Consider the following 23238-nt stretch of genomic DNA (forward strand, 5'->3'; position numbering starts at 1 on the left):
AAACTCCATAAGCCTTGTGAAACCGCACTGGGGCCGATTTTAGGCGTCTGACGCTCTCTGGGCCATATCTGGCCTCGTTGCGGACGACGTCCTCGCGGGAAGAACTACCCGTCGGTCCGGGACGACTCCCCGAGACAGAACAGCTGTCGACCGCGCGTCGAGAGCGCCTCGCGGTCGACCGACGCCCCGTACTCGGCCTCCAACTCGGCGAGCGGCTTTCGTGCCTCGGCGACGAGGCGTTCGACGGTCCCGCGTCGTCGCAGTCCGGGCGGTGTCTCGAACTGCGGGAGGTCACGTGCGGTGTAGTACGCGAGCGGATACGTCACGAGGTCGTAGAGACTCTTGGCGGCCCGACCGAGCGGGCCGCGCCGCTCCTCGAGGATGTAGTAGCGCGGGTGGCTCACGCTCCAGCGCAGACACGACAGGAAGTCGATGCCGACCTGTGCGTCGGCGACCTTCCCGCTCCAGTCGCGGCGGAGCTGATCCGCGAGCGACTTCTCGTAGCCGATCTGCTCGCGGATCTGCGCGTGCTCGAGCCACAGCACGGCGTCGGCGGCGAACAGCCGTCGCCACAGGTCCCGGTCCTCGGAGCTGGCGAGGTTACGGTAGGGGAACTCCAGATACAGCGACTTCGGAGCCGCGTTGATGCCGGTCCCCGAGAGGAGAAACTCGTGGTCGACTCCCTCTTCCAGATCGTGGTAGATGGAGACGAAGTCCTCGACGACGGGTTCGTAGACGTCGTCGACGTCCAACTGCGTGAGGACGTACTCGCCGTCGCACTCCTCGATGGAGCGTTGGCGGTCTGCGCCGAGTCGCCGGTCGGGGTCCGGGTCGAGTGCGACGACACGAACCCGGTCGTCTTCGGCTTCGAGTTCGCGGAGTCGCTCGACGGTGCCGTCGGTCGACCCGCCGTCGACGACGACGACCTCGAAGTCGTCGCCGACCTGTTCGAGCAGACTCCGGAGGGAGGGTTGGACCGTCTCGGCCATGTTGTAGCTACAGACGGCGACGCTGTACCGCGGCATTACTCGTCGTGAGTCGCGGCGGCCTGATAAACGGGACGGAACCGGGGCGAAACGGACGGTGCGAGACGGATCGGGTCGTCCGGGTCGAGTCGCCGCCCTCGAACGCGTCTACCGCTCGTGGTCGCCGCCCGTGAACGTCCGCTGGCCCGTCGTCGTCAGTTCGTGTGACTGCCGCGTCACCCGCTCGCTGGCCAGCCGACGAAGCTGTCCCGGAACGTTCGCGAGCGCCGCGAGGACGGCGAGGACGACGACGGCGGCCAGCCCCGGGAGGAGGAGTTCGCCCGTGACCGCGGCCAGGACGCCGACGCCGAACGCGAGTACGCCCGCGACGGTCCCCAGCACCGCGAGCGTCGCAAGCAGTGCCTTCCGGACGTTCGCCCGCTCGTTGTACCGGATCCAGTCGGCGTAGCTGTCGACGAGCCAGACGAGGAACGCTCGCTCCGAGCGGTCGGGGGCGTCCTCCAGCCCCGCCGGTCCGGTACCGACCTGTCGGCCGGCGGTCGTGTACGTCAGCCCCGCCGTCGCCGCCGAGAGGACGAACAGCGCGACGCTCGTCCCGACGGCCGGGTTGACGAGCGCTGCCGTCGCGGCGACGTCGCTGACCGCCGCGACCGACAGCGCCGAGAGCAGGACGCCGACGAGCGCGACGTTCAACCGGAACACCGACAGCGCCTTCGCGTCGATGTCGTCGAGCGTCGCCAGCTGGCCGTCGAGCGTCTCCCGTGCCTCCTCTCGCGCGGCTCGCAGGGCCTCGACGTCGGGCTCGTCGGACGTACTCTCCGACATATCCCTCCGTTCGCACGTCGTTCGTTTAGTCCCGTCGCCCGAGACAAACAACAGCGGTCGACGGTGTCACGTCGACGGCGTCTCGCTCACTATGACGTATTCGGCAGCGTCTCGCTCATTCGGCGTATCCGAGATCCCGCAACCGCTGTCGCGTCGCGTCGTCGACGTCGTCGACGTCGGTCCCCGTCTCGCGAACACCAGCATCCGAAAAGGTCCCAAACACCTCGCCGACCCGACCGCCATCACTCCGCTCGCGCACGTACGACGCGTGGGAATCGATTACTCGAACGCCGACCGACTCGTCCGCCCAGTCGGCGTACTTCAGCACCGCGCCGTCGACGTCGGACTCTGCATCCGCCTCGAACACCGCGCGCATCTCGCCGCGGAACTGCCAGAGCTCTTCTTCCTTGCAGTACTCCCGCGCCAGCTTCACGTTCGGCTCCGTCAACCCGGCCGACGACGCGACGATTGGCCCCTCGGCGAACCCGCCTCGCGCCCGCTCGTCGTCGCCGTCGACGACGGCCCGAACGACGTCGGGGAAGTTGGTCAGCGAGGCCGGAGCCGACACCCGCTCGCCCGTCTCCTGCCCCGGACGCTTCACGACGAGCGGGACGTGCAACTGCGACTCGTGGACTCCCTCGACGTGTCCCACCAGCCTCGTTCCCTTCAGTCGGGACAGTTCACCGAACCCTTCGCCGTGGTCGGAGGTGATCACGAGCAGCGTGTCCTGCAACTCGCCACGCCGTTTCAGCACCTCCACGACTCGCCGAATCTGTGCGTCCATCTGGTGAATCGCACCGTCGTAGAGCGCCTCGAACGCCCGGCACTGCCACCACGGCGCGTCGCCGCCGTGGAACGACCAGACGTGCTTCTCGAGGTCGGCCTGGAGCTTTCTCAACCGCTCGCCGCCCCACAGGTCGTGTTCCGGCGCGGGTTCGTAGGGGGCGTGGCCGTCCATGAGGTTGATGCAGGCCGCCCACGACCCCTCGCGGTCGCCGTGCCAGTCGACGAACCGGTCGACGTAGGCGCTCGCCGGGGCCGACGCCATCAGCCAGTCCGGGACGAACTCCGGGTGGTCCCACGCGAGTTTCGTCCCCACCCCGTTGAGCAGCGACTTGACCGGGTGGTCGTCGTCGAGACAACGCTTGAGGTACGCCACGTACTGACCCTGCCCCTCGGCGGCCGTGAACTCCGTCGGGTTCGCCGCCTCCGGGAAGAGGACGTTCTGTGCGCCGGAGACCGTGTCGAACCCGGCGTCCAGCCCGACGTCCATGATCGTGAGCCACGGGTTCTCCGAGAAGACGGCCGTCTCGTACCCCTCGCTCTGCAGTTCCTCGAAGATCGTGTTGCCGGCTTCGAGTCGGTGCGTCGGCTCCGTCACCCCGTGTTCGGCGACGTGGAGGCCGGTGAAGACGCTCGTGTGACTCGGGAGGCTCCACGATCCCGGCGACCGCGCCTGGTCGTACCGCGTCGCCGAGGTAGCGAACTCGTCGAGAAACGGCGTCGTCTCGTTGGCGTGGCCGTGCAGCGAGGTGTTGCTCGCGCGGACGCTGTCGAGGACGACCAGCAGGACGTTCGGTCGCGTCGGGGGCGTCGAGTCGTTCTCGCTCATCTCAGACGTACCCGAGGTCGGCGAGTCGGTCTTCGAGGTCGTCGGCGTCCGAGTCGGTGACGGAACGCGTCTCGCCGGCCCGGACCGTCCGGCGCTCGCCGACGTCTCTCACGGCCCACGGCACCTCGACGAGTTCGCGGTTTCTGATCCCCTTCGGGTGGCCGTACACCCGCAGTGGGAGCGGAAACGTCCGCTCGCCGAGCATGTTGCCGTGGTCGCTCGTGACGACGACGCGACCCTCGACGTCGGCCAGCAGGTCGTCGACGGCGTCGAGCGCGAGCGTCAGGTTGTCGCCGTAGGCCCGCCAGAGGTCGCCCTTCGTGACCGCTCCCATCCAGAGGGCGTCCCACGGCGTGTAGGGGCGCTGCCGGTCGGTCGAGTGGTCCGGTTCGATGCCGTCGCCGCCGTCGCCGTGCGTCTCGCCCTCGATCTGCCACCCGGCGAACGAGAGTTCGTGCTCGCCGACGAAGGGGTGGTGCGGTTGCATGAAGTGGACGATCACGCGTTTGTCGGGGTACTCCTCGTGGGCGCGCTTGGCCGCCTCGACGACGGCCTCCGGCGGGACGGTCTTGCGCTCGTCGTCGAACTCGTCGATCCAGCACTCGACGAGTCGGTGGAAGGCGTCGCCGGCCTCGCGGGAGACGTAGGGGTTCGAGGTGACGTACACCGTGTCGCCGAAGTCGCCGCCGGCGAAGTTCTGTCGCACCCACTCGCGGGTGGTGCTCCCGCGACTGGTGACGGTTCGGTAGTCGTCGTAGTCGGTCAGGGCCGCCCGCTCGGCGAACAGGTCCGCCCGGCAGGCGTCGAGGACGACGAGCGTGTCCCAGTCTTCGTCCATGACGCTGACCGACCCCTTCCGGGTGGGGTAGACGTTCGTGTGAAACGGGCCGACGAGGAACTCGAAGACGCGCTCTCGCCACCAGAACGGGTCGTCGTAGCTCTCGCGCAGGCCGTCGAGGACGTAGGAGGCGGTGTCTGTCAGACCCATCGAGACCCTCTCATTGTTCTACAGGCCACGACGTGAGGATAAAAGCCTTCTATCTCTGACTCATCGGCGGCGCTCGAGCGGCGACCGGAGCCCCAACGCCGACCACCGGAACTCGGCGACCGCCCAGACGAACGCGATGGCTCCCATGCCGACGACGGTCAACACGTCGCGGAAGCCGACCCACGCGGGCATGACGAACACGACACCGTTGACCAGCAGACTCGGGACGAGTCCCTGAATGAGGTTCCACAACTGCCGCGAGGGGTCGGTGTGACGGTTCTCTTCCTCACCAGTCGACGCTGTCGTTCCCGTGTCGCCGCGGGAGTCCAGACCGAGTCGCTGGGCGCTCTCGCCGCCTCCGCTCTCGTCGGGCGTGTTCAACCGCTCGGCCTCGTAGGGGGTGTCGACGGCGACGCTCCAGACGACGTCGCCCGCTCGGTCGACCTCGAGCACGCGGTTCCCGTTGGAGTCCGTAATCAGGGTGTGGCCGTTCGGCAGGCGGTCGGCGTCACGCGGCCACTGGAGTTCGCTGTCTGCCCAGGCCCACGACGCGGTCCACTCGCCGTTCGACCGCTGGTACTCGACGACCCGGCCGTTCTCCGAGTCGGCGACGAGGACGGCGGGACCACCTTGCGACTCAGGGATGTAGTCGGGGTTGTGCTGTTCGTAGAGCACCGAGTGGTCGTCCTCGCTTCCGAGCGTCCAGTTCTCCTGCAGTCCCCGCTCGGGGTGGAGGAACGCGACCTGATCCTGATTTCGGAGGCCGACCATGATGCGGCCGTCGTCCAGTCGCTCGACGTCGTTCATGTGCGTCCAGTCGTCGGGGTAGAAGCCGCCGCCCTGAATCGGGTAGTCGGCCTGTGCGTCCCACGCGAGGTCCTGCATCCCCGTGGTCGTGTTGACGACGAAGACGCGGTCCTCGGCGATGTCGGCGACGAGCAGTCGATGCGGGCCGAGACGGTCGACGTCGTGCCAGTCTTTGTGCGTCACGCGCTCGTAGACGTGACTCGTCTCGCCCGTCGAGACGTTCACCCGGACGACGGCGTTGAGGATGCACTGCTCGCGGTCGGCCTCGATGGGACACTCGGCACTCGGGAGGTTCCGTGAGGCGACGTACTCGACGGTTCGGTCTGTGCCCGGGACCGGGTCGACGTCGAAGAACTTCCGGAAGGAACTGTTGTAGTACGCGACGGTCCCGTTCGGGTTGAACGCGACGAGCTCCGCCTGACTGCCGGGTCGCGACGAGGTGGTGACGACCGTCATCCCGTCGCGTTCGGCAGCGACCTGCGTCCGTTCTCCGGCCGGAAGCGACGCCTGTCGGGCGAGTTCGGCTTCCCCGCCGCGTGCGGTGGAGGTCAGATAGCCGTTGAGCAGGAACCCCGAGGAGACGACGAGGAGCGCCAAGAAGACGAGTCGGTAAGTGCGTCTGGAGGGCATCGTCCTGAACCTTCTGCTACCGACAATTGTAGGTTGTGATTGACGTTCTGCCCGTCGGAAGGAACGTCCCCCTCGACAGGGCCGGTCGCAGCGACGGACTCGGGTCGGCGAGGACGAACGAACGATATAACACCGCGGGCGGGCGAACCCCGAGCAATGACCGACACCATCGCGGTCCTCGCGCTCGACGCGGCCGACGTGCGTCTCGCCCGCGAGTGGGACTGTACGAACCTCCTCCTCGACGACCACGCGAAGTTGGAGACGTACGCCTACACCCTCGAGTTCCCGCGGACGATGGAGGTCTGGCCCACCGTCGCCACCGGCCTCGGCCCCGACGACCACGGCGTCGTCGGCGACGCCAACGAGTGGGAGCATCCGGCGCTCCGGGCCGCGAGCAAGCTGACGCAGTATCTCCCGCGCGAGGTTCGCTCGACGCTGGGTCGACCGTTCCAACGCGCCGGGCAGGAACGCTCGATGGCGCAGACCGACGCGAGTCACCTCTTCGAGTCGGGCGTCGTCCGCTACTGGCCGGGGATCACCCCCGCCGACCACGTCCGCGAGGCGTGGCGACTGATGGCGATGGCCAGCGGCGGCGACGTCACCGAGGAGCGACTCCGACGCGAACTGGTCGGCTTCGCGGGCGAGGAACTCGGCTGGCTGACCGTCGCCAGCGAGTGGGACGTCCCCGTCGCCGGCGTTCACTCTCACGTCGTCGACATCATGGGCCACACCTACGCCGAACGCGAGGAACGCCTGCGCGAGACGTACGAGTGGATCGACCGGGAAGTCGGGTTCCTCCGCGAACGCGTCGACCGACTGGTCGTCCTCTCGGACCACGGGATGCAGGTCGGGTGGCTCGGCGACGAGAACCCGGGAACGCACAGCTTCGAGGCGCTCGTCGCCGCCGAGGGCGTCGACGGCCCGCTCCCCGACTCGGTGTACGACGTCCGCGAGTGGCTCGAAGCGCAGTTCGACGACACGAGTCAGAGCGACGTCGACGATACGGCCGCCTCCTCCGACACGCCGGTCCAACATCTGAAAGACCTCGGCTACATGGAGTAACCGCCTCTCTCACCGACCGCCAGGCGGACGCTCGCGCCGACGACCGAGCGGGCACCGACGCCTTCGATCGCCGAGGCTCACGTCCGGCGTTCAAGCGGTCGTCGAACCCCGAAGCCGACCGACGAGCGTCGGCGCTGCGATCGTCGTCGCGGCCGCGAGTGCGGTCCCGACGATCGTCACGACGAGCGGCGGTTCAGTGACGTAGATCCCGATCCAGAGCGCAGCGATGGGGACGCCGGCGACGACCGTGCCGCGGAAGTCGAGCGTGAGAGACGGGCGCGCGACGTACCACGCGGCCCCCGCCCCGAGCGAGGCACCGAGCCACTGACCCGCCTTCCAGAGTTCACCGGCCGGCGACGTCGCACTCGCGATCACCGCCAGGACCCCGACTCCGACCCCGAGAGCGAACACGCGGGACGGCTCTCTGGTGCCGACGGCGGCCGCGACGGCGAAGAGACTCAGTCCCGCGAGGACACCGGCGAGGACGTCGACGAGGAAGTGGACGCCGAGGACGACACGGGACGCCGTGACGGACGCGACGACGACGGCTCCCACGGCCCACCGGCTGGCTCGCGACCCGACGTTCAGCGTGTACGCCAGCGCGGCGACGACGGCTGTCGTTCCGATAGCGTGCCCGCTCGGGAACGCGTACCCGGTTCCGGTCGTGATACTCCTGAACACGCCACCGAGAGCACCCGGGAGCCACTCCGGGACGGTGGCGGTACCCGCTCCGGGAGGTCGTGGAGCGGCGAAGAAGTTCTTGAGCAGGTCCGTCAGCGAGAACGCACTGAACGTCACGCCGAGGACGAACGCGCCGCCGCGAATCCCCTCCACGAGCGAGCGGTCGACACCGGCGAGATAGACGAGCGTGGCGACCAAGAGGAGGAACCACGGATCGCCGAACTGTGTGACCAGCCCCGCGGCCGTCAGCACGCTCCCGAGTTGCGCCGAGATCGCCCGGAACAGACCGAGACCACGCTGCGGGACCGCGACGTCGAACAGCACCACCAGCGCGACGAGGAGGACGACCGTGGTGGTCGCGAGTCCCGTGATCGCTTTCCAATGCCGTTGGATCGGGTCGTCGGGGCCGGAGAGTTCGCGTCCTATCATTGTCTGGGAAGCTCGCTGTTTCCGTATCTTCGTCTACGGCCGTCTCCCCCTTGAGGCGTGTGGCGGGCGACGCCGTCCGCCGAACGTCGACGCCGACCCGCGGTCCAAGCGATTTATACGCCCGACTGCCGACCCTCCGCGTAATGCGTAACGTCGTCCTCATCTGTCTCGACACGGTCCGCAAGGACTTCTTCGACGAGTACGCCCCCCGCCTCCAGGCGCGTGCCGACGTCTCCTTCGAGCAGTGCCGTGCCGCGAGTTCGTGGTCCATCCCGAGTCACGCCAGCATGATGACCGGGGAGCTCCCCCACCAGCACGGCGTCCACGACCACAACCGCGACTTCTCCGGCATCGCGAAGGAGGACACGTTCCTCGCGGAGTTGCCCGAGCACTTCGCCACCGGCGTCTCCGCGAACGTCTACGCCTCTTCGGGGTTCGGCTTCGACCGCATGTTCGACGACTTCTGCGACGTCTCTCCCGACCGGCGGTTCCCCGAGGGGATCCACGTCGGTCGGTTCGGCTACGAACACAAAGGCGAGGGCGCGAAGAAGTTCGTCGCGTTCGCGAAGGCCTGTCTCGAACACGACCACCCGCTGAAGAGCCTCGCCAACGGCGCGGCCGTCGAACTCGACAAAGCGCTCGCGAAACTTCCGGTCCCCAAACTGCTCGACGAGGGCGCGAGCGTCATCGCCCGCGAGGGCGTCAAGACCGTCTCCACGAGTCCCGAACCGCTCTTCCTGTTCACGAACTTCATGGACGCCCACGCACCGCTGCGACACGTCCGAGGCTACGACCGCTCGCTGCACGACGCCTCGAACACGTGGTCCTCCGGCGACTACGACAAGTGGGACCTGAACCTCCACGGGCGCGAAGGCCTCGAACGCAACATGGCCGACGTCCAGACTCACCGCGGCCTCTACGGCGCGGCCATCGACTACCTCGACCGAAAGGTCGTCCAGTTCGTCGACGACGTCCAGGCCGCGACCGACGAGGAGACGACGTTCGTCATCACGGCCGACCACGGCGAGAACCTCGGCTACGAGGCCGAAGACTACCTGTTCGGTCACGACTCCAGTCTCTCCGAGGGGCTCCAACACGTCCCGCTGCTCCTCGTCGACCCGCCCGCCGAGTGCGACTACGACGCCGAGGAGCACGGCTACTTCTCGCAGCTCCGCCTCGGCGAACTCGTGGTCGGCCTCGCCAACGGAGAGACGCCGGACGTCTTCGACGAGCAGATACCGGCCGAGTTGATCGGCAGCAGCATCGCCAGTCCCCCGGAGAACCCCGAGTACTGGAACCGGATGCTCCGCTGCGTCTACGGCGTCGACGACGCCGAATCGAAGGTCGAGTGGGACTCGCTGGGCGACAGCGACCGCTACGAACTCGACCCCGACCGCCCGTGTTGGCAGCGGCGCGTCGACGAGGGCGTCCCCTACGCCGACCTCGACGCCGAGTTCTTCGACGAGGAGATCGCCGCGTACAAGCGCCGGGCGGGGCGGGGAGAGGAGGCCGAAGGGGAGGGTCCGGACGTCGACGAGGCCACACAGGACCGACTGCAGGACCTCGGCTACCTCTGAGCGATGAAGGAGACCCAGTCGCTGAGCATCGGTCGGGAGACGCTGCTGTCGGTCGGGTCGAAGGCCATCATGGCGGCGGTCGGCTTCGGCGGCTTCCTCCTCTTCGCTAACTGGCTCGGCCCGGAGATCTGGGGCGACTACAAGACCGTCGTCGCCGCCGCGTTCGTCCTGGTGCAGATCCCTGCCGGCGTCGGTCTCGCGCTTCGCAAGCGCGTCAGCGAGGTCGACTCGGACCCCTCGGGGTATCTCGGCGTCGGGCTACTCGTCCACCTGGGGTTCACCGCGCTCGTCGTCGTCGGGTTCGTCCTCCTGCGGCCGTTCGCCGCCGACTACTTCGGGACGCTCGAACTCGCCGCCGGCGTCGTCGCCATCGGCGTCTCCCTCGGCCTGTTCGACATCACCAACCGCTTCTACGCCGGTATCGGCTACCCCGCCAGAGCCTCGTGGGTCGACGGCGCGCGGAGCGTCCTCACCTTCGGCTTCCAACTCGGGTTCGTCCTCCTGAACCTGAGCGCGTTCGGGCTCACGCTCGGGCTCGCGACGGCGACGCTGCTGACGGGCGTCTTCTCCGCCGTCCTCGCGAAGGTGACGCCGTCGATGCCGACTGTCCGCTCGGCGAAGCGCGTCTACGACTTCGCGCGGTTCAGCGTTCCCAACTCCCTCTTGAAGAACCTCTACGACAGCGCCGACGTGCTCATCGTCCAGTGGGTCGCCGGCAGCACCGCCGTCGGCTTCTACAGCGCCGGCGCGCAGTTGGCGATGCCCGCGGCGATGTTCGCGGGGAGCATCCGCGACGCCCTGACGGTCAAATCGAGCGGGCTGAGTTCCGTCGGCGAAGGCGTCCGCGCGGACCTCGCGAACTCCGTCTCCTACGCGGGGCTGATCGCTGTCCCCCTCTTCTTCGGGTCGCTCGCGATGCCGACCGAGATCGTCGTCACGTTGCTCTCGGGGTCGTTCCGGGGGGCCGCGCCGGCGCTCGTCGGCCTCACGCTCTACCAGCTGTTCAACGTCTATCGGCTCCCGTTCGAGGCGACGCTCGAGGGGACCGACCGACCGGCGGTCGTCTTCCGCGTCAACGTCGGCACCGTCCTCCTCCATCTCCCGCTCGCGGTCGTCCTCGGCCTCCGGTACCAGCTCGTCGGCGTCATCGCCTCGACCGTCGTCGCCGAAGCGACCCGTCTCGTCGCCTACCAGTACGTCGCCCGCACCGACTACGGCGGCGTCGTCCTCACCCGTCCCATCGCCGACCAGCTCGCCGCCGGGGCGCTGATGTGTCTCGTCGTCTTCGGCGTCGAACGCACGCTGCTCCCGGTCACGGGGTGGCCGCTGCTCCTCGTCGACGTCGGCCTCGGGGCGGCGGTCTACTTCCTCACGCTGCTCGCCGTCAGTCCGCACTTCCGCGAGACGCTCCGACACACGTTGCCGATGCTGGAACCGGTCGAGCCGTGACGGGCTCGGAGTGCTACCGCGATGCGACCACCGACTCGTACACTCCTTCGATCTCCGCGACCACGTCCTCCCACGTCGGCAACGGTTCGCTCGGTGCGTCGAGCGGGACGGCCTGCTGGACCGCGTCGGCGACGGTCCGGGGGTCCGTCTGCCCTCCGTCGGCGACGCCGACGACGTCCGCTCGCTCGACCCAGTCGACGAGCGCACCGGCCTCGCGGACGACGCAGGGCGTGCCCGCGGCCAGCGCCTCGGCGACGGTCATCCCGTACGCCTCGAACCCCGACAGCGTGACGAACGCGGACGCACCGGCGTACAGTCCCGGCAGGTCGGCGTCGACGACGTAGCCGAGGAACTCGACCCGGTCGGCGACGCCGGCCTCGCGGGCGACGCGCCGCAGGTCGTCCGCGCCGGGACCGCTCCCGGCGACGACGAGGTCGTAGTCGGGGAGCGCGGGCAACGCTCGAATCGCGTGCTGAACGCCCTTGTACGCCTCCAGTCGACCGACCGAGAGGAGGTACGGCCGTTCCCTGTCGCCCGGCGTCGCGTCGGCAAACCGCTCGACGTCGAGGCCGTTCGGGACCACCCGGGCGTCGACGCCGAAGTCGCGTCGCAACGCCCGTCGTTCCCAGTCGCTGACGGCGACGACGGCGTCGGCCCGGCGCAGCGCCCACCCGCCGAGCGGTCGGTACAGCGAGAGCAGTCGGTCGCGGCGGTCCGAGGCGCTCGCCCCGTGGTAGTGGGGGGTGGCGACGAGCGGGCGGTCGCCGTCGCCGCGTCGTCGGTTCGTCCCGAGTTCGTCGCCGACGGCGGCGAACAGCAGCGGCAGCGAGTGGTAGTTGTGCGCGTGGACGACGTCGGCGTCGCTGTCTCGGACCGACCGGACGATGCCCGGAGCGACGTGGAACGCGCCGCCGGGGGCGACGCCGCGGTGGCGTACGACGCGGACGCCGTTCCGTCGCTGGCGACGCGGGGCGTCCACGGACCGGGCGTCGGCGGTGAGGACGGTCACCTCGTGGCCGCGGGCGACGAGACGCTCGGCGAGTTCGGCGACGTGCGTCTCGACGCCGCCGGTGTGTGGCGGATACCGCGTCGTGACCTGCAGAACTCTCACTCGAAGGCCTCCCGCGACTCGCGGTCGATCTCCCAGACGCCGCTACCCTCGCCGCGGAGGAGTTTGACGCTCGCGACGAGCAGCGACACCTGCGAGTCGACGACGGCGTAGAGCGGTTGGAGCGGGCCGAGCCCGTCGCGCTGGCCGAGGTAACCGAAGCCGAGGACGGCCAGCGGGACGAACAGTCCGAACGGGCCGACGAGCGAGACGGCCGCCGCCGTGACGAGGAGCACGTCGAGGACGAACAGCCACGGTGAGACGATCATGAACCACCAGTTGAACGGGAGGACGACGCGACCGTACGGGCCGTACCGCCCGAGCATGTCGCGGTGCTGGACGAGCAGTTTCAGCAGCCCCATCGCTCGGCGGTCTTTCCGCTGGCGACGTTTCCGGAACTCCGAGACGCCCGACTCGGTGAACTGCAGCGCCGGGTCCATGACGACGCGACACCCGCCGCGACGGATGCGGAGTGCGACCTCGGTGTCGTCGGCCAGCGACTCGGGGTCGATGGGGTCGAACGCCTCGCGGCGGAAGGCGAAACAGGGGCCGTGGAAGATGAACGTCGAGTCGAGATGCGACTCGAGACTCTGGAGCTTCGCGAGTATCCCCCGGTAGTCGGCTTCGACCTCGCTGTCGCCGAGCACCTCGGTCTGTTGGCCCGTGACGGCACCGACGTCGGCGTCGGCGAGGTTGGCGACGGCCTCGCGGAGCACGTCGGGCGCGAGCGCGGAGTCGGCGTCGGTACGGAAGACGACGTCGCCGGTCGCCTTCCGGAAGGCTTCGTTCAGCGCCGGTGCGACGCCGCGGCGTTCGTCGTCGTGGAGGACGACGAGCGACGGACCGTCGCGGTCGGCGAGGTACGACCGGACGACGTCGGCGGTGCCGTCATCGCTCGCGTCCGCGAGGACGAGTTCGAGTTTCGAGGTGGGGTAGTCGAGCGCGAGGAGGTCGTCGAGTTTCCGTTCGACGATGGCCGCCTCGTTGTACGTCGGGAGGACGATGCTGACGGTCGGTTCGCAGGCGCGTTTCGTCGCCGGCGAACCGGAGGGACGGACCAGGGCGTAGAGGGCGACGTACCCCAGATACGGCAGCGCCGTCACGCCGACGGACAGTGCCGCGACGGCGACGAGTACGTTCATGCGGGTGAGTGTATCACACCGGGCGATAAAGGCCGTGGAATGTTTCGTGTGGTTCAGAAGCCCTTTTACCGTCGCCGCGTCCAGTTGCCGCCAATGGACCCCGTCGAGACCGTGGTCGCGGCCGAAGCGACGAGCATCTCTCCCGACGAGGTGTGCGTCCTCGTTCCCACCTACGACGAGGCCGAGACGATCGGCGGCGTCATCGCCGGCTTCCGTCGCGAGGGGTTCTCGAACGTCCTCGTCGTCGACGGCGGGTCGACCGACGGGACGCGCGACATCGCCCACGAACACGGCGCACAGGTCATTGTCCAGTCGGGGACGGGGAAGGGACAGGCGGTCCGTGAGGCGATGGCCCACGTCGCCCTCGACTACGTGTTGATGGTCGACGGCGACGGGACGTACCGTCCGGAGGATGCGATCCGGATGCTCGAACCGCTGGCGGAGGGGTACGACCACGTCATCGGCGACCGCTTCGCGGACATGGAGGCGGGCGCGATGACGCGGCTGAACAAGGTCGGCAACGGCTTCACCAACCGGGCGTTCTCGCTCATCCACGGCGACGACTACGGCGACATCCTGAGCGGCTACCGGGCGTTCACCCGCGAGTCGTTCGAGCGACTGAACCTCACCGCAGACGGGTTCGGCATCGAGACGCAGATGGCCGTCGAGTGCGCGAAACACGACGTTCGGACGGCGGTCGTCCCCATCACCTACCGCCCGCGACCCGACGGGTCGGACACGAACCTCCACCCCATCCGCGACGGCGGCATCATCTTCCTCGAACTCTACCGTCGGGCGAAGACGAACAACCCGCTCTTCTACTTCGGGAGCGTCGGTCTCGCGTCGACGCTCGCCGGTCTCGTGGTGGCGGGCTACGTCGGTTACGAGTGGTTCGTCCGCGTCCCGCGCGTCTCACACGAAGTGCTCGCCGTCGTCTCGGCCGCCGCGGTGCTGTTCGGCGTCCAGCTGTTGATGTTCGGCGTGCTCTCGGATATGATACTCAGCCTCCACCGCGAACAGGTCGACCGACTCGAGAAACTCGAAGCGTCGGGGCCGGCCGAGAGAAGTGGGACGTTCTCCGACGACGAGCGTTAGAACGGGAGCATCCCGCGGAGTCGACCGACCACGCTCGTCGAAGTCGTCGTGCGGTGTTCCTCGAACACCGGATGCAGCTGGTTGAGGAGCTCCGTCTCCGTGTCGAACCGGTCGTTCGGGAGTTCGTCGAGCGCCTTCGCGAGATCGAGGGTGTTTCCGGAGGCGTCACACGGGACGGCGGTGTCGTCGACGGCCCGAAGGATCTCCTCGCGTGTCGCAGGGAACGTGAGCTGCGTCTCGTCGAGGCGGGCGTTCACGGCAGCGATACCGAACTCGATCGTGTCGGGGGCTGAGTCGTCCCCTCCTTGCGGCGGCCTGACTCCCATCGCTCCCGGATATGAACTCGACCGACAAAAACCCCCTGTGACCGCCGGAAGCAGGACTTATCCCGCACGACACCTTCCGGCCGACTATGACCGAGTACACGACGGTCTCGATCCCGAAGGAACTCGCCGAACGCGTCGACGACACGATCGAGGGGACGAGTTTCTCCAGCACGAGCGACCTCGTCCGCTTTCTCCTCCGAAGCATCGTCATCCAGCACCAGCGGTCCGGTCGGCTCACCGAAGCGGAGTTCGAGGAGATCGCAGACCAGCTGACCGACCTCGGCTACCTAGAGTAGCTGAGCAGGAACGTCGCCGAGACGACTCCTACCTGATACAAGGAGAGAGTCCCGCCCTTTAGCGCGGGCGTGAATCCGACATACTAGTCACAATCATCGAGGACTAATACGCCGGGGTATCAATGCCATAGTGTAGATCGATTTACAATTGTTCAGTTACTCGTATGATTCATGAAGCGATCCAATACGTTCGAGGTAGTTCCTCAGTCCGACGAGGACGAGGAGTTGTTTCGACGCCTGTTGGACGCTTCTGCTGCTCTCTGGAACGAGATCAACTACGAGCGACGCGAACATTACGCCGACCCTGGCGATGATGTGTGGGAAATCAGCGAGTATCGAGGTCGCTACGGTGGTGTTCTCGGGGCTTCGACGGTTCAACAAATCGAACGCAAAAACCGTGAAGCATGGAAATCGTTCTTCGCACTCAAAGAGAAAGGCGAAGCCAACGGCAAACCCGGATTCTGGGGCAACTCAGAAGATGGACGCGACCTTCGCACGTACATCCGAAACACGTCGTACTCCGTCGAGTGGGGTGAACACTCCCGACTCGAAATTCTCGTCGGTAAAGACCTGAAAGACGAGTACGGTCTTGGATACCACGAACGTCTCCGGCTCGAAGTTCGAGGCGAACCAAACTGGACGGAGTACGAGAAACAGGGACGGTTGGAGTTATTCTACGACGAGCAAGCACAGACGTTCAGAGCCTTTCAGCCAGTCACGATCGGCGAAGACCATTCTCGACTGGCACAACCACTGGGTTCGGAAGAATCCGCTCTGGATATTGGTGCGAACAATCTCGTCGCATGTACAACCACGACCGGAAAGCGATACCTGTACGAAGGACGCAATCTGTTCGAGCGGTTCCGAGAGACAACGCGAGAAATAGCTCGACTCCAATCACTGTTGGAAGAAGGTCGATACAGTAGCCACCGTATCCGACGCATGTATGACCGACGTACCAAGCGACGTGATCACGCACAGGACGCGCTCGCTCGTGACCTTATCGAGCGCCTGTATGATGATGGCGTTTCCACGGTGTACGTCGGAGCGTTAACGGACGTACTCGAGACACACTGGTCAGTGGAGACGAACGCGAAGACGCACAACTTCTGGGCGTTCCGAGCATTCGTGAACAGGCTGGCGTGTACTGCCGAGGAATACGGCATCTCGGTCGAGGTTCGGTCTGAGGCGTGGACGAGCCAGGAGTGTCCGAGCTGTGGGTCGACAGAGGATACGACGCGTCACAGAGATACGCTGACGTGTCCGTGTGGCTTCGAGGGACACGCAGACCTCACAGCATCAGAGACGTTCTTGAGACGTCATCAGAACTCAGAGAGTTCTGATTGGCGAACGAGACACTCCGTGTCTCGTCAACGGCAGACGACGGTAACACGGTCGATGGCACGGCCTGTATGCCTCAAGTGGGACGACCATGATTGGTCAGAGTCACCACGCTCAGTTCCCAACGAGGAGCATACGAACCCGCAAGTTGCCTCCGTGGGTCGGTAAGCGATACCCCCAGCGCGAGGAAACCTCGCCGTTCACGGCGAGGAGGATGTCATGCCAACGACTCCTGTGGCGGTTCGACATCGAGGACGACGAGCTCCAGCCGTCGTCCAGAACGGTCGAAGGCGGCGTAGGACCGTTCGTCCCACGGCGGTACCGCCACGAGCATCACGGCCGCGAGATGGTCGCGCTGGGTGACTTCGAGTCGACCCTGCGGGTGAGTGATGAACCGCGCGCGGCCACGGCCCGCCGGCGTGCCGATGTCCATCCCGAACACCGCGGAGACGGGCCACCCCGCCTCGGGGAGGTCGAAGTGCGTCAGCACCGGCGTCTCGGGGTCGAGTCCGAGGTCAGCGTCGAACTTCCCGGCCGGCGTCGACGAGAGCGTGACGTCCAACTCCTTCGGCTCTGCGTCCTCCGCGAGGTCGAGGAGCACGTCGAGCAGGCCGCGTGTCACGTAAACCACACCACAGCTACGGGACTCTCCCGCATAACCCCGTCGGCGGTTCTGCACGCCTCACTCCGCCTGAACCCCCCGTAATCGCCCCTTACTTAGGTACAACCCCTGTGTCCCCCAACTCGGCCGAGTATAATTCTACTTTATACTGTCAGAAAAGTGTAGGAAATTTTATAGTATTGGGGCGCATCGTACCAGTTGTAATGTCCGACGCAACGCTCAAAGCGTACCTGGCGGAGAACCCACGAATGATCGGCGCACTGTTCACGATGATGCTGCTGCTGACGCAGGCGGGGAACGCATCGGCAGGGTTCCTTACTGCAACTGCTGGACCGTGAATTCAGGAATCAGTAACAGGACGATACAAGTGAGATAATATCCTACAACGAATTGAGAACGTCATCGCTCCAAGCAAACTCGTCGTCGAAGTAGATGGGCATATTCTCGATAGCTAATGTCTGCCGTAGTTTCGACTCCGTGATTTCACACTTGCTCAGACGTCCAGATGCCAGATATTGTGAGTCACCAATAAAGGTGCTCGTCATCGCACCCATCCCGTGACTGCTGTTGGGATATATCCGAGGTGTCAGTTGGTACGCTTCCTCGGTTGTCTCTATCTCAATGAGCACCGGCATCTGACTCTCTCCCTGCACCACGTCCATGTTCCCGTCGCCGACGACGATGTACTGCCCGCCGACGATCGACTGGTCTTTCGCGATGTCGAGCGCCGCTCGCAGCGGGAACCCTTGGTTCAACAGTCGGACCATCGTCTTGCCGACGCGCACCGCGCCGCTGTTGATGACGTCGGTGAGCGTGACGACGCCGCCGATGGCACCGCGTTCGATGAGCGCCATCCCCTGGTCGTAGGAGCGGCAGGCGTTCAGGAGGAACGCGTCGACGCCGACGGTGTCGAGGTCGTCGACGTCGAGTTTTCCGTCGGTGCAGTCGAACCCCTCGTCGTCGATGTGACCGATGTAGTGCAGGAAGTCCATCTCCGTCTCCAGCACTGCCCGGAGGGCGACCGTCGAGAGGTTCCGGTAGATGGTGACGTCGAACGGGAGATCGTCGCGCGAGCCGTACACCGCCTCGGCGAGGTTCCCCTCCTCGCCCATCGCGTCGTCGTTGCAGACGACGGTGATGTCGATGTCGCCGTCGGAGGCGGTGCGGTCGAGGCGGTTGCGGAACGCCTGCACCGACGCCTTGCTCGCGCCGACCGGCGCGTCCTCGCCGGCCCACGCCTGTTCGAGCGAGTCGGTCTGTTCGGGTTGGACGAGCGCCGGTGCGCCGGTGCCGCCGTCCGTCGCGCTCCGGGTGAAGTCGTCGCGCGTGAAGTCGTCGATGGCGGCCATCTGCGCCTCCGAGGGCGACACCGACTGCCCCTGCGGCAGGCGGACGACCGCCAGGTCGTTGACGAGGAACGGAAGTAGTTCGGCGTTCTCGGGCGTCGGGTCGACGTGCGTCGTCAGTTTCCACTCCGGGACGTGATCCTCGACGACGGCGTAGGGGACGTCGAGGTACGCCTCCAGCTGCTCCGCCAGCGAACGGTCGTAGAGGTCGGCGAAGTCGAGCGCGACGAACTCCTCGACTGCGGCCCGCTCGTGGAGGTCGACCTTGTAGTACCCCTCCGTCCGCGTCACACAGTCGAAGAAGAACGTCTGCTTCAGGACGCGCTCGACCTCCGCTTCGTACCCGCGCGGCGAGTCCAGCGGGTGTTCGAATCCGCTGTCCGTGACGATCCGTGGGACCGGACCGGCCTCGACGGTCGCACCGAGATAGTACGCCAGCGGTGCGGCCGGGTAGAGGTAGCGACGCGTCGGCGGGATTTCGATACGCACGCCGGTGTCGGGCGGCGACAGTTCCTCGGGAACGTCGAGTTCGTCGCCGAGTTCGATCGTCGGCGGATGCCCCCGAAGGGTCGGATAGGAGCGCTCGCAGGTCGTCGTCTTCAGCGCCGACGACAGCGCCGAGACGGCCGCCATCTGGTCTCGGGGGTCCGCCGTCGTCGTGATCGTCGCCTCGGGTCGCTTGTGGTGGGAGCGCGCACCCACGAGCACCTCCGCGTCGTCGTCGAAGCGGAGTTCCATCCGGTCGGCCATCGACTCGACGGTCAACGGTCCGTCCGTGTAGACGTAGAGTTTGATCGGCGCGCAGAGTTCGACGCTGTACTCGCCGGCGGGGAAGTCGTGACTGTCGAAGTGGTCGACCTCCGCGAGCATCTCGCCGTCCCCCGTGCGGACGTAGGTGGCGACGACGCTCGGCAGCGTGAGCGACGTCGTCTCGACGCCGACTGCCTGGTCGACGGGGAACCAGAACCGGTCGGTGTCGACTGCGACCGGCTTCGGGTCCGTCGGCGTCTCGAGGACGAACTGGCGGCGTTCGACGGCGTCGGACACCGTGAGTCCCGTGTCGGTCTCTCGTGTCGCGATGGAGACTGTCACCGTTCCGCACCTCCGTCGCGTCCGGCGTCGACCGACACAGTGTTCATATGCCCAACCGTTTCCACTCGCTTCACAAAAATGTTCCGACGACTGAAACTATCCCGAGATCAACGTTCGGAGCGTCTTCCCGTACAGCGCGGGCGTTCGCCGGCGTGCACCGTCGAGTGCGTCCCGGAGCGCCGACGTCGCGTCGTCGGTCACACCCTCGCCGTGTCCGACGAGGATGCGCTCCGGTGAGAGTCGTCCCAGTTGACGCTCCGGCGGGAACAGCCGGAGCATGGGGTGGACGCCGAGACGCTCGCCCGGCGCGAGGAAGTAGTCCGCCGTCCCGACCGACTCGGGGACGACGAGCGTCCCGCTCTCCTCGTGGTACAGTCCGACCTCCTGCCACGGCGGGACCGCAGAGTCACGGACGGTGATGGCTCGATAGCCGGTGTCGGCGAGTTCGCGACCGAACCGCTCGACCGGTGCCTCGATCTCGGAGGCGACGCCGGCCATCCAGTCGGGGACGTACACCGACACGTCGTGGCGGTTCGCGACGTCGGCCGCGTCGCGCTTGTGTCGGTCGAGCATCACGACGACGCCGTCGACGTCGCCGAGCTCCGCGAGCAGGTCGTCGACGCCGTCGGTGTCGACCGGATCGACCACCCACACGCCGCCGTCGTCGGCGACGAACGCGTGACTCGCCCGCTGCATCCCCTCGTCGGGGTAGGCGATCCACCCGACGCCGTCCTCCCAGCGGTCGATCTCGCGCAGTTCGCTCTGACCCGAGCCTTTCATCGGCATGACCGGTCGTAGGGGTGGAGTTCGCTTAAAAGGCGGTCTCCCGGTGTATCCCTCCGGGTCTGGGGCGCTCACGGACGGGGACGTCGACGCCACACACGGGCTTCATAGTAACGAGTGCACGTCATCACACACCTGACCGATCGATGTCGTGCGGTCGGGTGTGTGAACAGTTGCACGAGCTACTATACGTCGGCCGCCCCGTACCCCCACTATGCTCACTGCGCTCGACCGGCTCGGGCTCGAGGTCAAGTATCTCGACCGAGCGCGCGCGTTCTACGAGGATCGCCTCGGACTCGACCCCGCCGACGTCTCGGAGACGGCTGTCACGTACACCGTCGGAGAGACGAGCCTCGTGCTCCGCCGACCGTCGGGCGTCCCGCGCGGCGGTCTCCACACGCACTTCGCGTTCACCACGCCCGCCGACGAGTACGACGACTGGCTGGCCGACCTCGCTGATCTCGACCCGGAGGAGTACACGTTCGGAACCTACCGGTCGCTGTACGTCGACGACCCCGACGATCACTGCGTCGAGATCGGCGGCATCGACGACGCTGGCGACGCCGACAGCGGCGATGGGGCCGGAACCGAAGGAACGAACGAAAGCGACGGGTCCGGTCTCACCGGTATCTTCGAGGTCGTCCTCGAGGTCGAGGAGCTCGCCCGTGCGGAGGCGTTCTATCTCGCACTCGGATTCGACGTCGTCGACCGTGGCGACGAACGGCGGCGGGTCAGACTTCGCGGCCCGTTCGACCTCGAACTCTGGGAACCACAGTTGGGGCTCGCGGACGCACGCGGAGGCGTCCACGTCGACCTCGCACTCGGCGTCGCCGACCCGGACGCCGCCGTCGAGACGGTCGACGAGTGGGTCTCCGATCCGGTCGTCGTCGACAGTGGTGACGACGTTCGTCGGCTCCGCGTTCGCGACCCCGACTGTCACGTCGTGACGTTCGTCGAACGCTGACCGAACCCCGGACTCGTCACCGACTACTTGGTGAGACGGTCGGTGTCGATGTCGACGTTCTCGGGGGCGACGACGAGGAACTTCCGGAAGTGCATCAGTTCGCCACCCATGTCTTTCACCTCGCGTGCGAACCCCGCCGCGAGGGTGTTCAGATCGCCCTCGATGGCGAGGACCAGCACGTTCCCCTGCTCGACGTTCCGGATCCACACGCTCGGTTCGGTGCTCCCGTCGAGGACGCCGAGGACGACGTCGCCCTGAATCTCGTCCTCGTCGAGCTCTCCCTCTGCGCCCCGCAGGTCGAGGTCGAAGTCGCTCATACCGTCTCCCTTGTATGGGGGTGGCAAAAGCGTTCGGTCACCGCCTGCGACTGTCCCGGGAGTCCACGCTCGTCCAGTCGAAGGTGCGCGTGAGTCCTTCGAGAGTTAATTTAAGTATAACAGATTAAAAATATACTATTCAACGATTGTTCCTCGGTGGCTCGGCGTCCAAGTGATATTATCAGATATAAGGTCTTCATGAGAGACAGTAGTCGATTACGTCGTGCGATTCCGCGAACCGGGCGTGGTGTCAGCTATCATACCAACCATGGTACCGACTGTCTGAGGGACAGGCTTATATACTGCTACTGCCGTGGCATCGAGTACAATGTCCAACGACAACATGGGCACGTCGGATACCAGTCCGGCGGGTCGAGTTCTTCCAGGGCACACTGGAACACACTTCTGAGATAGAGGAAGTACGTATTTTCGACACGACGCTCCGCGACGGCGAGCAGTCGCCACGCACCTCGTTCAGCTACGAGGAGAAGCGCGACATCGCCGCCGTGCTGGACGAGATGGGCACCCACGTCATCGAGGCCGGGTTCCCCGTCAACTCCGACGCGGAGTTCGAAGCCGTCAGTGACATCGCAGCGTCGACTGACGTGACCACCTGCGGGCTGGCCCGCGTCGTCGACAAGGACGTGGAGGCCGCACTCGACTCGGGTGTGGACCTCGTCCACGTCTTCGTCTCGACGAGCGACGTCCAGCTGCAGGATTCGATGCACGCGAGCCGCGAAGAGGCGGTCGAACGCGCCGTCGCCTCCGTCGAACGCGTCAAGGAGGCCGGCGTCGACGCGATGTTCTCGCCGATGGACGCCACCCGGACCGAGGAGTCGTTCCTCGTCGACATCGTCGAGGCCGTCGACGACGCCGGCGTCGACTGGATCAACATCCCCGACACCTGCGGCGTCTGTACGCCGACCCGGATGGCCACGCTGGTCCGGAAGGTTCGCGAGCACACGGACGCCCAGATCGACGTCCACGCCCACGACGACTTCGGCCTCGCCAGCGCCAACGCGATGGCGGGGTTCGAGGCCGGTGCGCACCAGGCACAGGTCTCGGTCAACGGCATCGGCGAACGCGCCGGCAACGCCGCCTACGAGGAGGTCGTCATGGCCGCCGAATCGCTCTACGGCGTCGAGACGGGCGTCGACACCACGCGCATCACCGAGCTGGCTCGCCTCGTCGAGTCGGCTTCGGACATCCCCATCCCGGCGAACAAGCCGGTCGTCGGTCGCAACGCCTTCTCCCACGAGAGCGGCATCCACGCCGCGGGCGTGCTGGAGAACACCGACACCTTCGAGCCGGGCGTCATGACGCCGGAGATGGTCGGAGCGACCCGCGAGTTCGTGCTGGGCAAGCACACCGGCACCCACTCGGTCCGCAAGCGACTCGAGGACGCCGGCTTCGAGCCGACCGACGACGAGGTCCGCGCGGTCACGCGCCGCGTGAAGGACTACGGCGCCGAGAAGCAGCGCGTCACCATGTCCGAGCTCAAACGGTTCGCCCGCGAAGAGGGCGTCACGCAGACGGAGGAGGTCCGGGCGTAGGATGTCCCGGTCGCCGTCCGCTTCCCCGACCGACGAGCGGATAGCGAACGCGCCGGACGGTTCGCGCAACCGTTGCGCCTCGCGAAAAGGTTATCACAGTCCGGCCGAATCGACCGAACACGATGACGCAGCCAGCCACGGCACGTGGGTCCGCCGCCACCGCCAGCGCTGCTGTCGTTCGGTCGCTCATTATTGTAGGGGCCGCCT

General features: G+C 66.6%; 21 protein-coding genes and 1 pseudogene. 9 read left to right on the forward strand and 13 right to left on the reverse strand.

The window, feature by feature from the left end; genetic code table 11:
• Positions 1-104 precede the first annotated feature (104 nt).
• From EOHIBHHM_RS16850 to EOHIBHHM_RS16870, 5 genes are all read right to left on the reverse strand, one after another.
• A complete protein-coding gene (locus EOHIBHHM_RS16850) occupies positions 105-1025 on the reverse strand; it encodes a glycosyltransferase family 2 protein (protein ID WP_497252634.1) in 921 nt (306 codons plus the stop codon).
• 108 nt (positions 1026-1133) lie between these two features.
• Positions 1134-1811, reverse strand: a complete 678-nt coding sequence (locus tag EOHIBHHM_RS16855) for a hypothetical protein (protein WP_497252636.1) — start codon at positions 1809-1811, stop codon at positions 1134-1136.
• A gap of 115 nt (positions 1812-1926) precedes the next feature.
• Entirely contained in the window at positions 1927-3423 is a 1497-nt protein-coding gene (locus tag EOHIBHHM_RS16860) for a sulfatase (RefSeq protein ID WP_497252638.1), read from the reverse strand.
• A 1-nt stretch (position 3424) separates the two neighbouring features.
• Entirely contained in the window at positions 3425-4411 is a 987-nt protein-coding gene (locus EOHIBHHM_RS16865) for a hypothetical protein (RefSeq protein ID WP_497252640.1), read from the reverse strand.
• A 60-nt stretch (positions 4412-4471) separates the two neighbouring features.
• The gene (locus EOHIBHHM_RS16870) at positions 4472-5848 is read right to left on the reverse strand and encodes an arylsulfotransferase family protein (protein ID WP_497252642.1); all 1377 of its coding nucleotides are present in this window, start codon (positions 5846-5848) and stop codon (positions 4472-4474) included.
• Positions 5849-6004: 156 nt separating this feature from the next.
• On the opposite strand from EOHIBHHM_RS16870, the gene EOHIBHHM_RS16875 reads away from it, so the two are divergent.
• A complete protein-coding gene (locus EOHIBHHM_RS16875; RefSeq protein ID WP_497252644.1) occupies positions 6005-6910 on the forward strand; it encodes an alkaline phosphatase family protein in 906 nt (301 codons plus the stop codon).
• 90 nt (positions 6911-7000) lie between these two features.
• Here the strand turns inward: EOHIBHHM_RS16875 and EOHIBHHM_RS16880 are convergent, their stop codons facing one another.
• Positions 7001-8020 (reverse strand): phosphatase PAP2 family protein, encoded by a 1020-nt coding sequence (locus EOHIBHHM_RS16880; protein ID WP_497252646.1) that lies wholly within the window; start codon positions 8018-8020, stop codon positions 7001-7003.
• Between the two features lie 143 nt (positions 8021-8163).
• Here EOHIBHHM_RS16880 and EOHIBHHM_RS16885 point away from each other — a divergent pair, with 143 nt between their 5' ends.
• Complete coding sequence (locus tag EOHIBHHM_RS16885; RefSeq protein WP_497252648.1) at positions 8164-9597, forward strand: sulfatase-like hydrolase/transferase; 1434 nt, start codon at positions 8164-8166, stop codon at positions 9595-9597.
• Positions 9598-9600: 3 nt separating this feature from the next.
• Entirely contained in the window at positions 9601-11046 is a 1446-nt protein-coding gene (locus EOHIBHHM_RS16890; RefSeq protein WP_497252650.1) for a lipopolysaccharide biosynthesis protein, read from the forward strand.
• 13 nt (positions 11047-11059) lie between these two features.
• Here the strand turns inward: EOHIBHHM_RS16890 and EOHIBHHM_RS16895 are convergent, their stop codons facing one another.
• Both EOHIBHHM_RS16895 and EOHIBHHM_RS16900 read right to left on the reverse strand, forming a co-directional pair.
• Complete coding sequence (locus EOHIBHHM_RS16895; RefSeq protein WP_497252652.1) at positions 11060-12157, reverse strand: glycosyltransferase family 4 protein; 1098 nt, start codon at positions 12155-12157, stop codon at positions 11060-11062.
• Positions 12154-13296, reverse strand: coding sequence for a glycosyltransferase (locus EOHIBHHM_RS16900; protein WP_497252654.1), 1143 nt, complete (start codon positions 13294-13296; stop codon positions 12154-12156). Before EOHIBHHM_RS16900 ends, EOHIBHHM_RS16895 begins: the two co-directional genes overlap by 4 nt.
• A 93-nt stretch (positions 13297-13389) precedes the next feature.
• Between EOHIBHHM_RS16900 and aglJ the strand changes: the two genes are divergently transcribed.
• A complete protein-coding gene (aglJ, locus tag EOHIBHHM_RS16905; RefSeq protein WP_497252656.1) occupies positions 13390-14391 on the forward strand; it encodes an S-layer glycoprotein N-glycosyltransferase AglJ in 1002 nt (333 codons plus the stop codon).
• Here aglJ and EOHIBHHM_RS16910 read toward each other — a convergent pair.
• Complete coding sequence (locus EOHIBHHM_RS16910; RefSeq protein ID WP_497252658.1) at positions 14388-14717, reverse strand: DUF5789 family protein; 330 nt, start codon at positions 14715-14717, stop codon at positions 14388-14390. The two genes, aglJ and EOHIBHHM_RS16910, sit on opposite strands and share 4 nt — an antisense overlap.
• 86 nt (positions 14718-14803) lie before the next feature.
• Here EOHIBHHM_RS16910 and EOHIBHHM_RS16915 point away from each other — a divergent pair, with 86 nt between their 5' ends.
• Together EOHIBHHM_RS16915 and EOHIBHHM_RS16920 are read left to right on the forward strand one after the other, a co-directional pair.
• Positions 14804-15013 (forward strand): ribbon-helix-helix domain-containing protein, encoded by a 210-nt coding sequence (locus EOHIBHHM_RS16915; protein WP_497252660.1) that lies wholly within the window; start codon positions 14804-14806, stop codon positions 15011-15013.
• A 171-nt stretch (positions 15014-15184) separates the two neighbouring features.
• Complete coding sequence (locus EOHIBHHM_RS16920) at positions 15185-16522, forward strand: RNA-guided endonuclease InsQ/TnpB family protein (RefSeq protein ID WP_497252662.1); 1338 nt, start codon at positions 15185-15187, stop codon at positions 16520-16522.
• Positions 16523-16571: 49 nt separating this feature from the next.
• On the opposite strand, the pseudogene EOHIBHHM_RS16925 reads toward EOHIBHHM_RS16920, so the two are convergent.
• Positions 16572-16982, reverse strand: a pseudogene (locus EOHIBHHM_RS16925) (JAB/MPN domain protein-containing protein); the annotation flags it as partial.
• Between the two features lie 197 nt (positions 16983-17179).
• On the opposite strand from EOHIBHHM_RS16925, the gene EOHIBHHM_RS16930 reads away from it, so the two are divergent.
• Positions 17180-17314, forward strand: coding sequence for a DUF7503 family protein (locus EOHIBHHM_RS16930; protein WP_497252664.1), 135 nt, complete (start codon positions 17180-17182; stop codon positions 17312-17314).
• A gap of 42 nt (positions 17315-17356) precedes the next feature.
• Here the strand turns inward: EOHIBHHM_RS16930 and EOHIBHHM_RS16935 are convergent, their stop codons facing one another.
• Together EOHIBHHM_RS16935 and EOHIBHHM_RS16940 are read right to left on the reverse strand one after the other, a co-directional pair.
• Complete coding sequence (locus EOHIBHHM_RS16935) at positions 17357-19414, reverse strand: hypothetical protein (RefSeq protein WP_497252666.1); 2058 nt, start codon at positions 19412-19414, stop codon at positions 17357-17359.
• A gap of 96 nt (positions 19415-19510) precedes the next feature.
• On the reverse strand, positions 19511-20200 hold the full coding sequence (locus tag EOHIBHHM_RS16940; RefSeq protein ID WP_497252668.1) for a hypothetical protein: 690 nt from the start codon (positions 20198-20200) through the stop codon (positions 19511-19513).
• A 211-nt stretch (positions 20201-20411) separates the two neighbouring features.
• On the opposite strand from EOHIBHHM_RS16940, the gene EOHIBHHM_RS16945 reads away from it, so the two are divergent.
• Positions 20412-21161 carry a VOC family protein gene (locus tag EOHIBHHM_RS16945; RefSeq protein WP_497252670.1) on the forward strand — a complete coding sequence of 250 codons (750 nt, stop codon included), beginning with the start codon at positions 20412-20414 and terminating at the stop codon, positions 21159-21161.
• Positions 21162-21184: 23 nt separating this feature from the next.
• Here EOHIBHHM_RS16945 and EOHIBHHM_RS16950 read toward each other — a convergent pair whose 3' ends face one another.
• Complete coding sequence (locus EOHIBHHM_RS16950; RefSeq protein ID WP_497252672.1) at positions 21185-21478, reverse strand: DUF5779 family protein; 294 nt, start codon at positions 21476-21478, stop codon at positions 21185-21187.
• A 302-nt stretch (positions 21479-21780) separates the two neighbouring features.
• On the opposite strand from EOHIBHHM_RS16950, the gene EOHIBHHM_RS16955 reads away from it, so the two are divergent.
• Entirely contained in the window at positions 21781-23031 is a 1251-nt protein-coding gene (locus tag EOHIBHHM_RS16955; RefSeq protein WP_497257030.1) for a LeuA family protein, read from the forward strand.
• Positions 23032-23238: the final 207 nt, after the last annotated feature.

This window comes from Halogranum roseipondis (assembly GCF_059695585.1).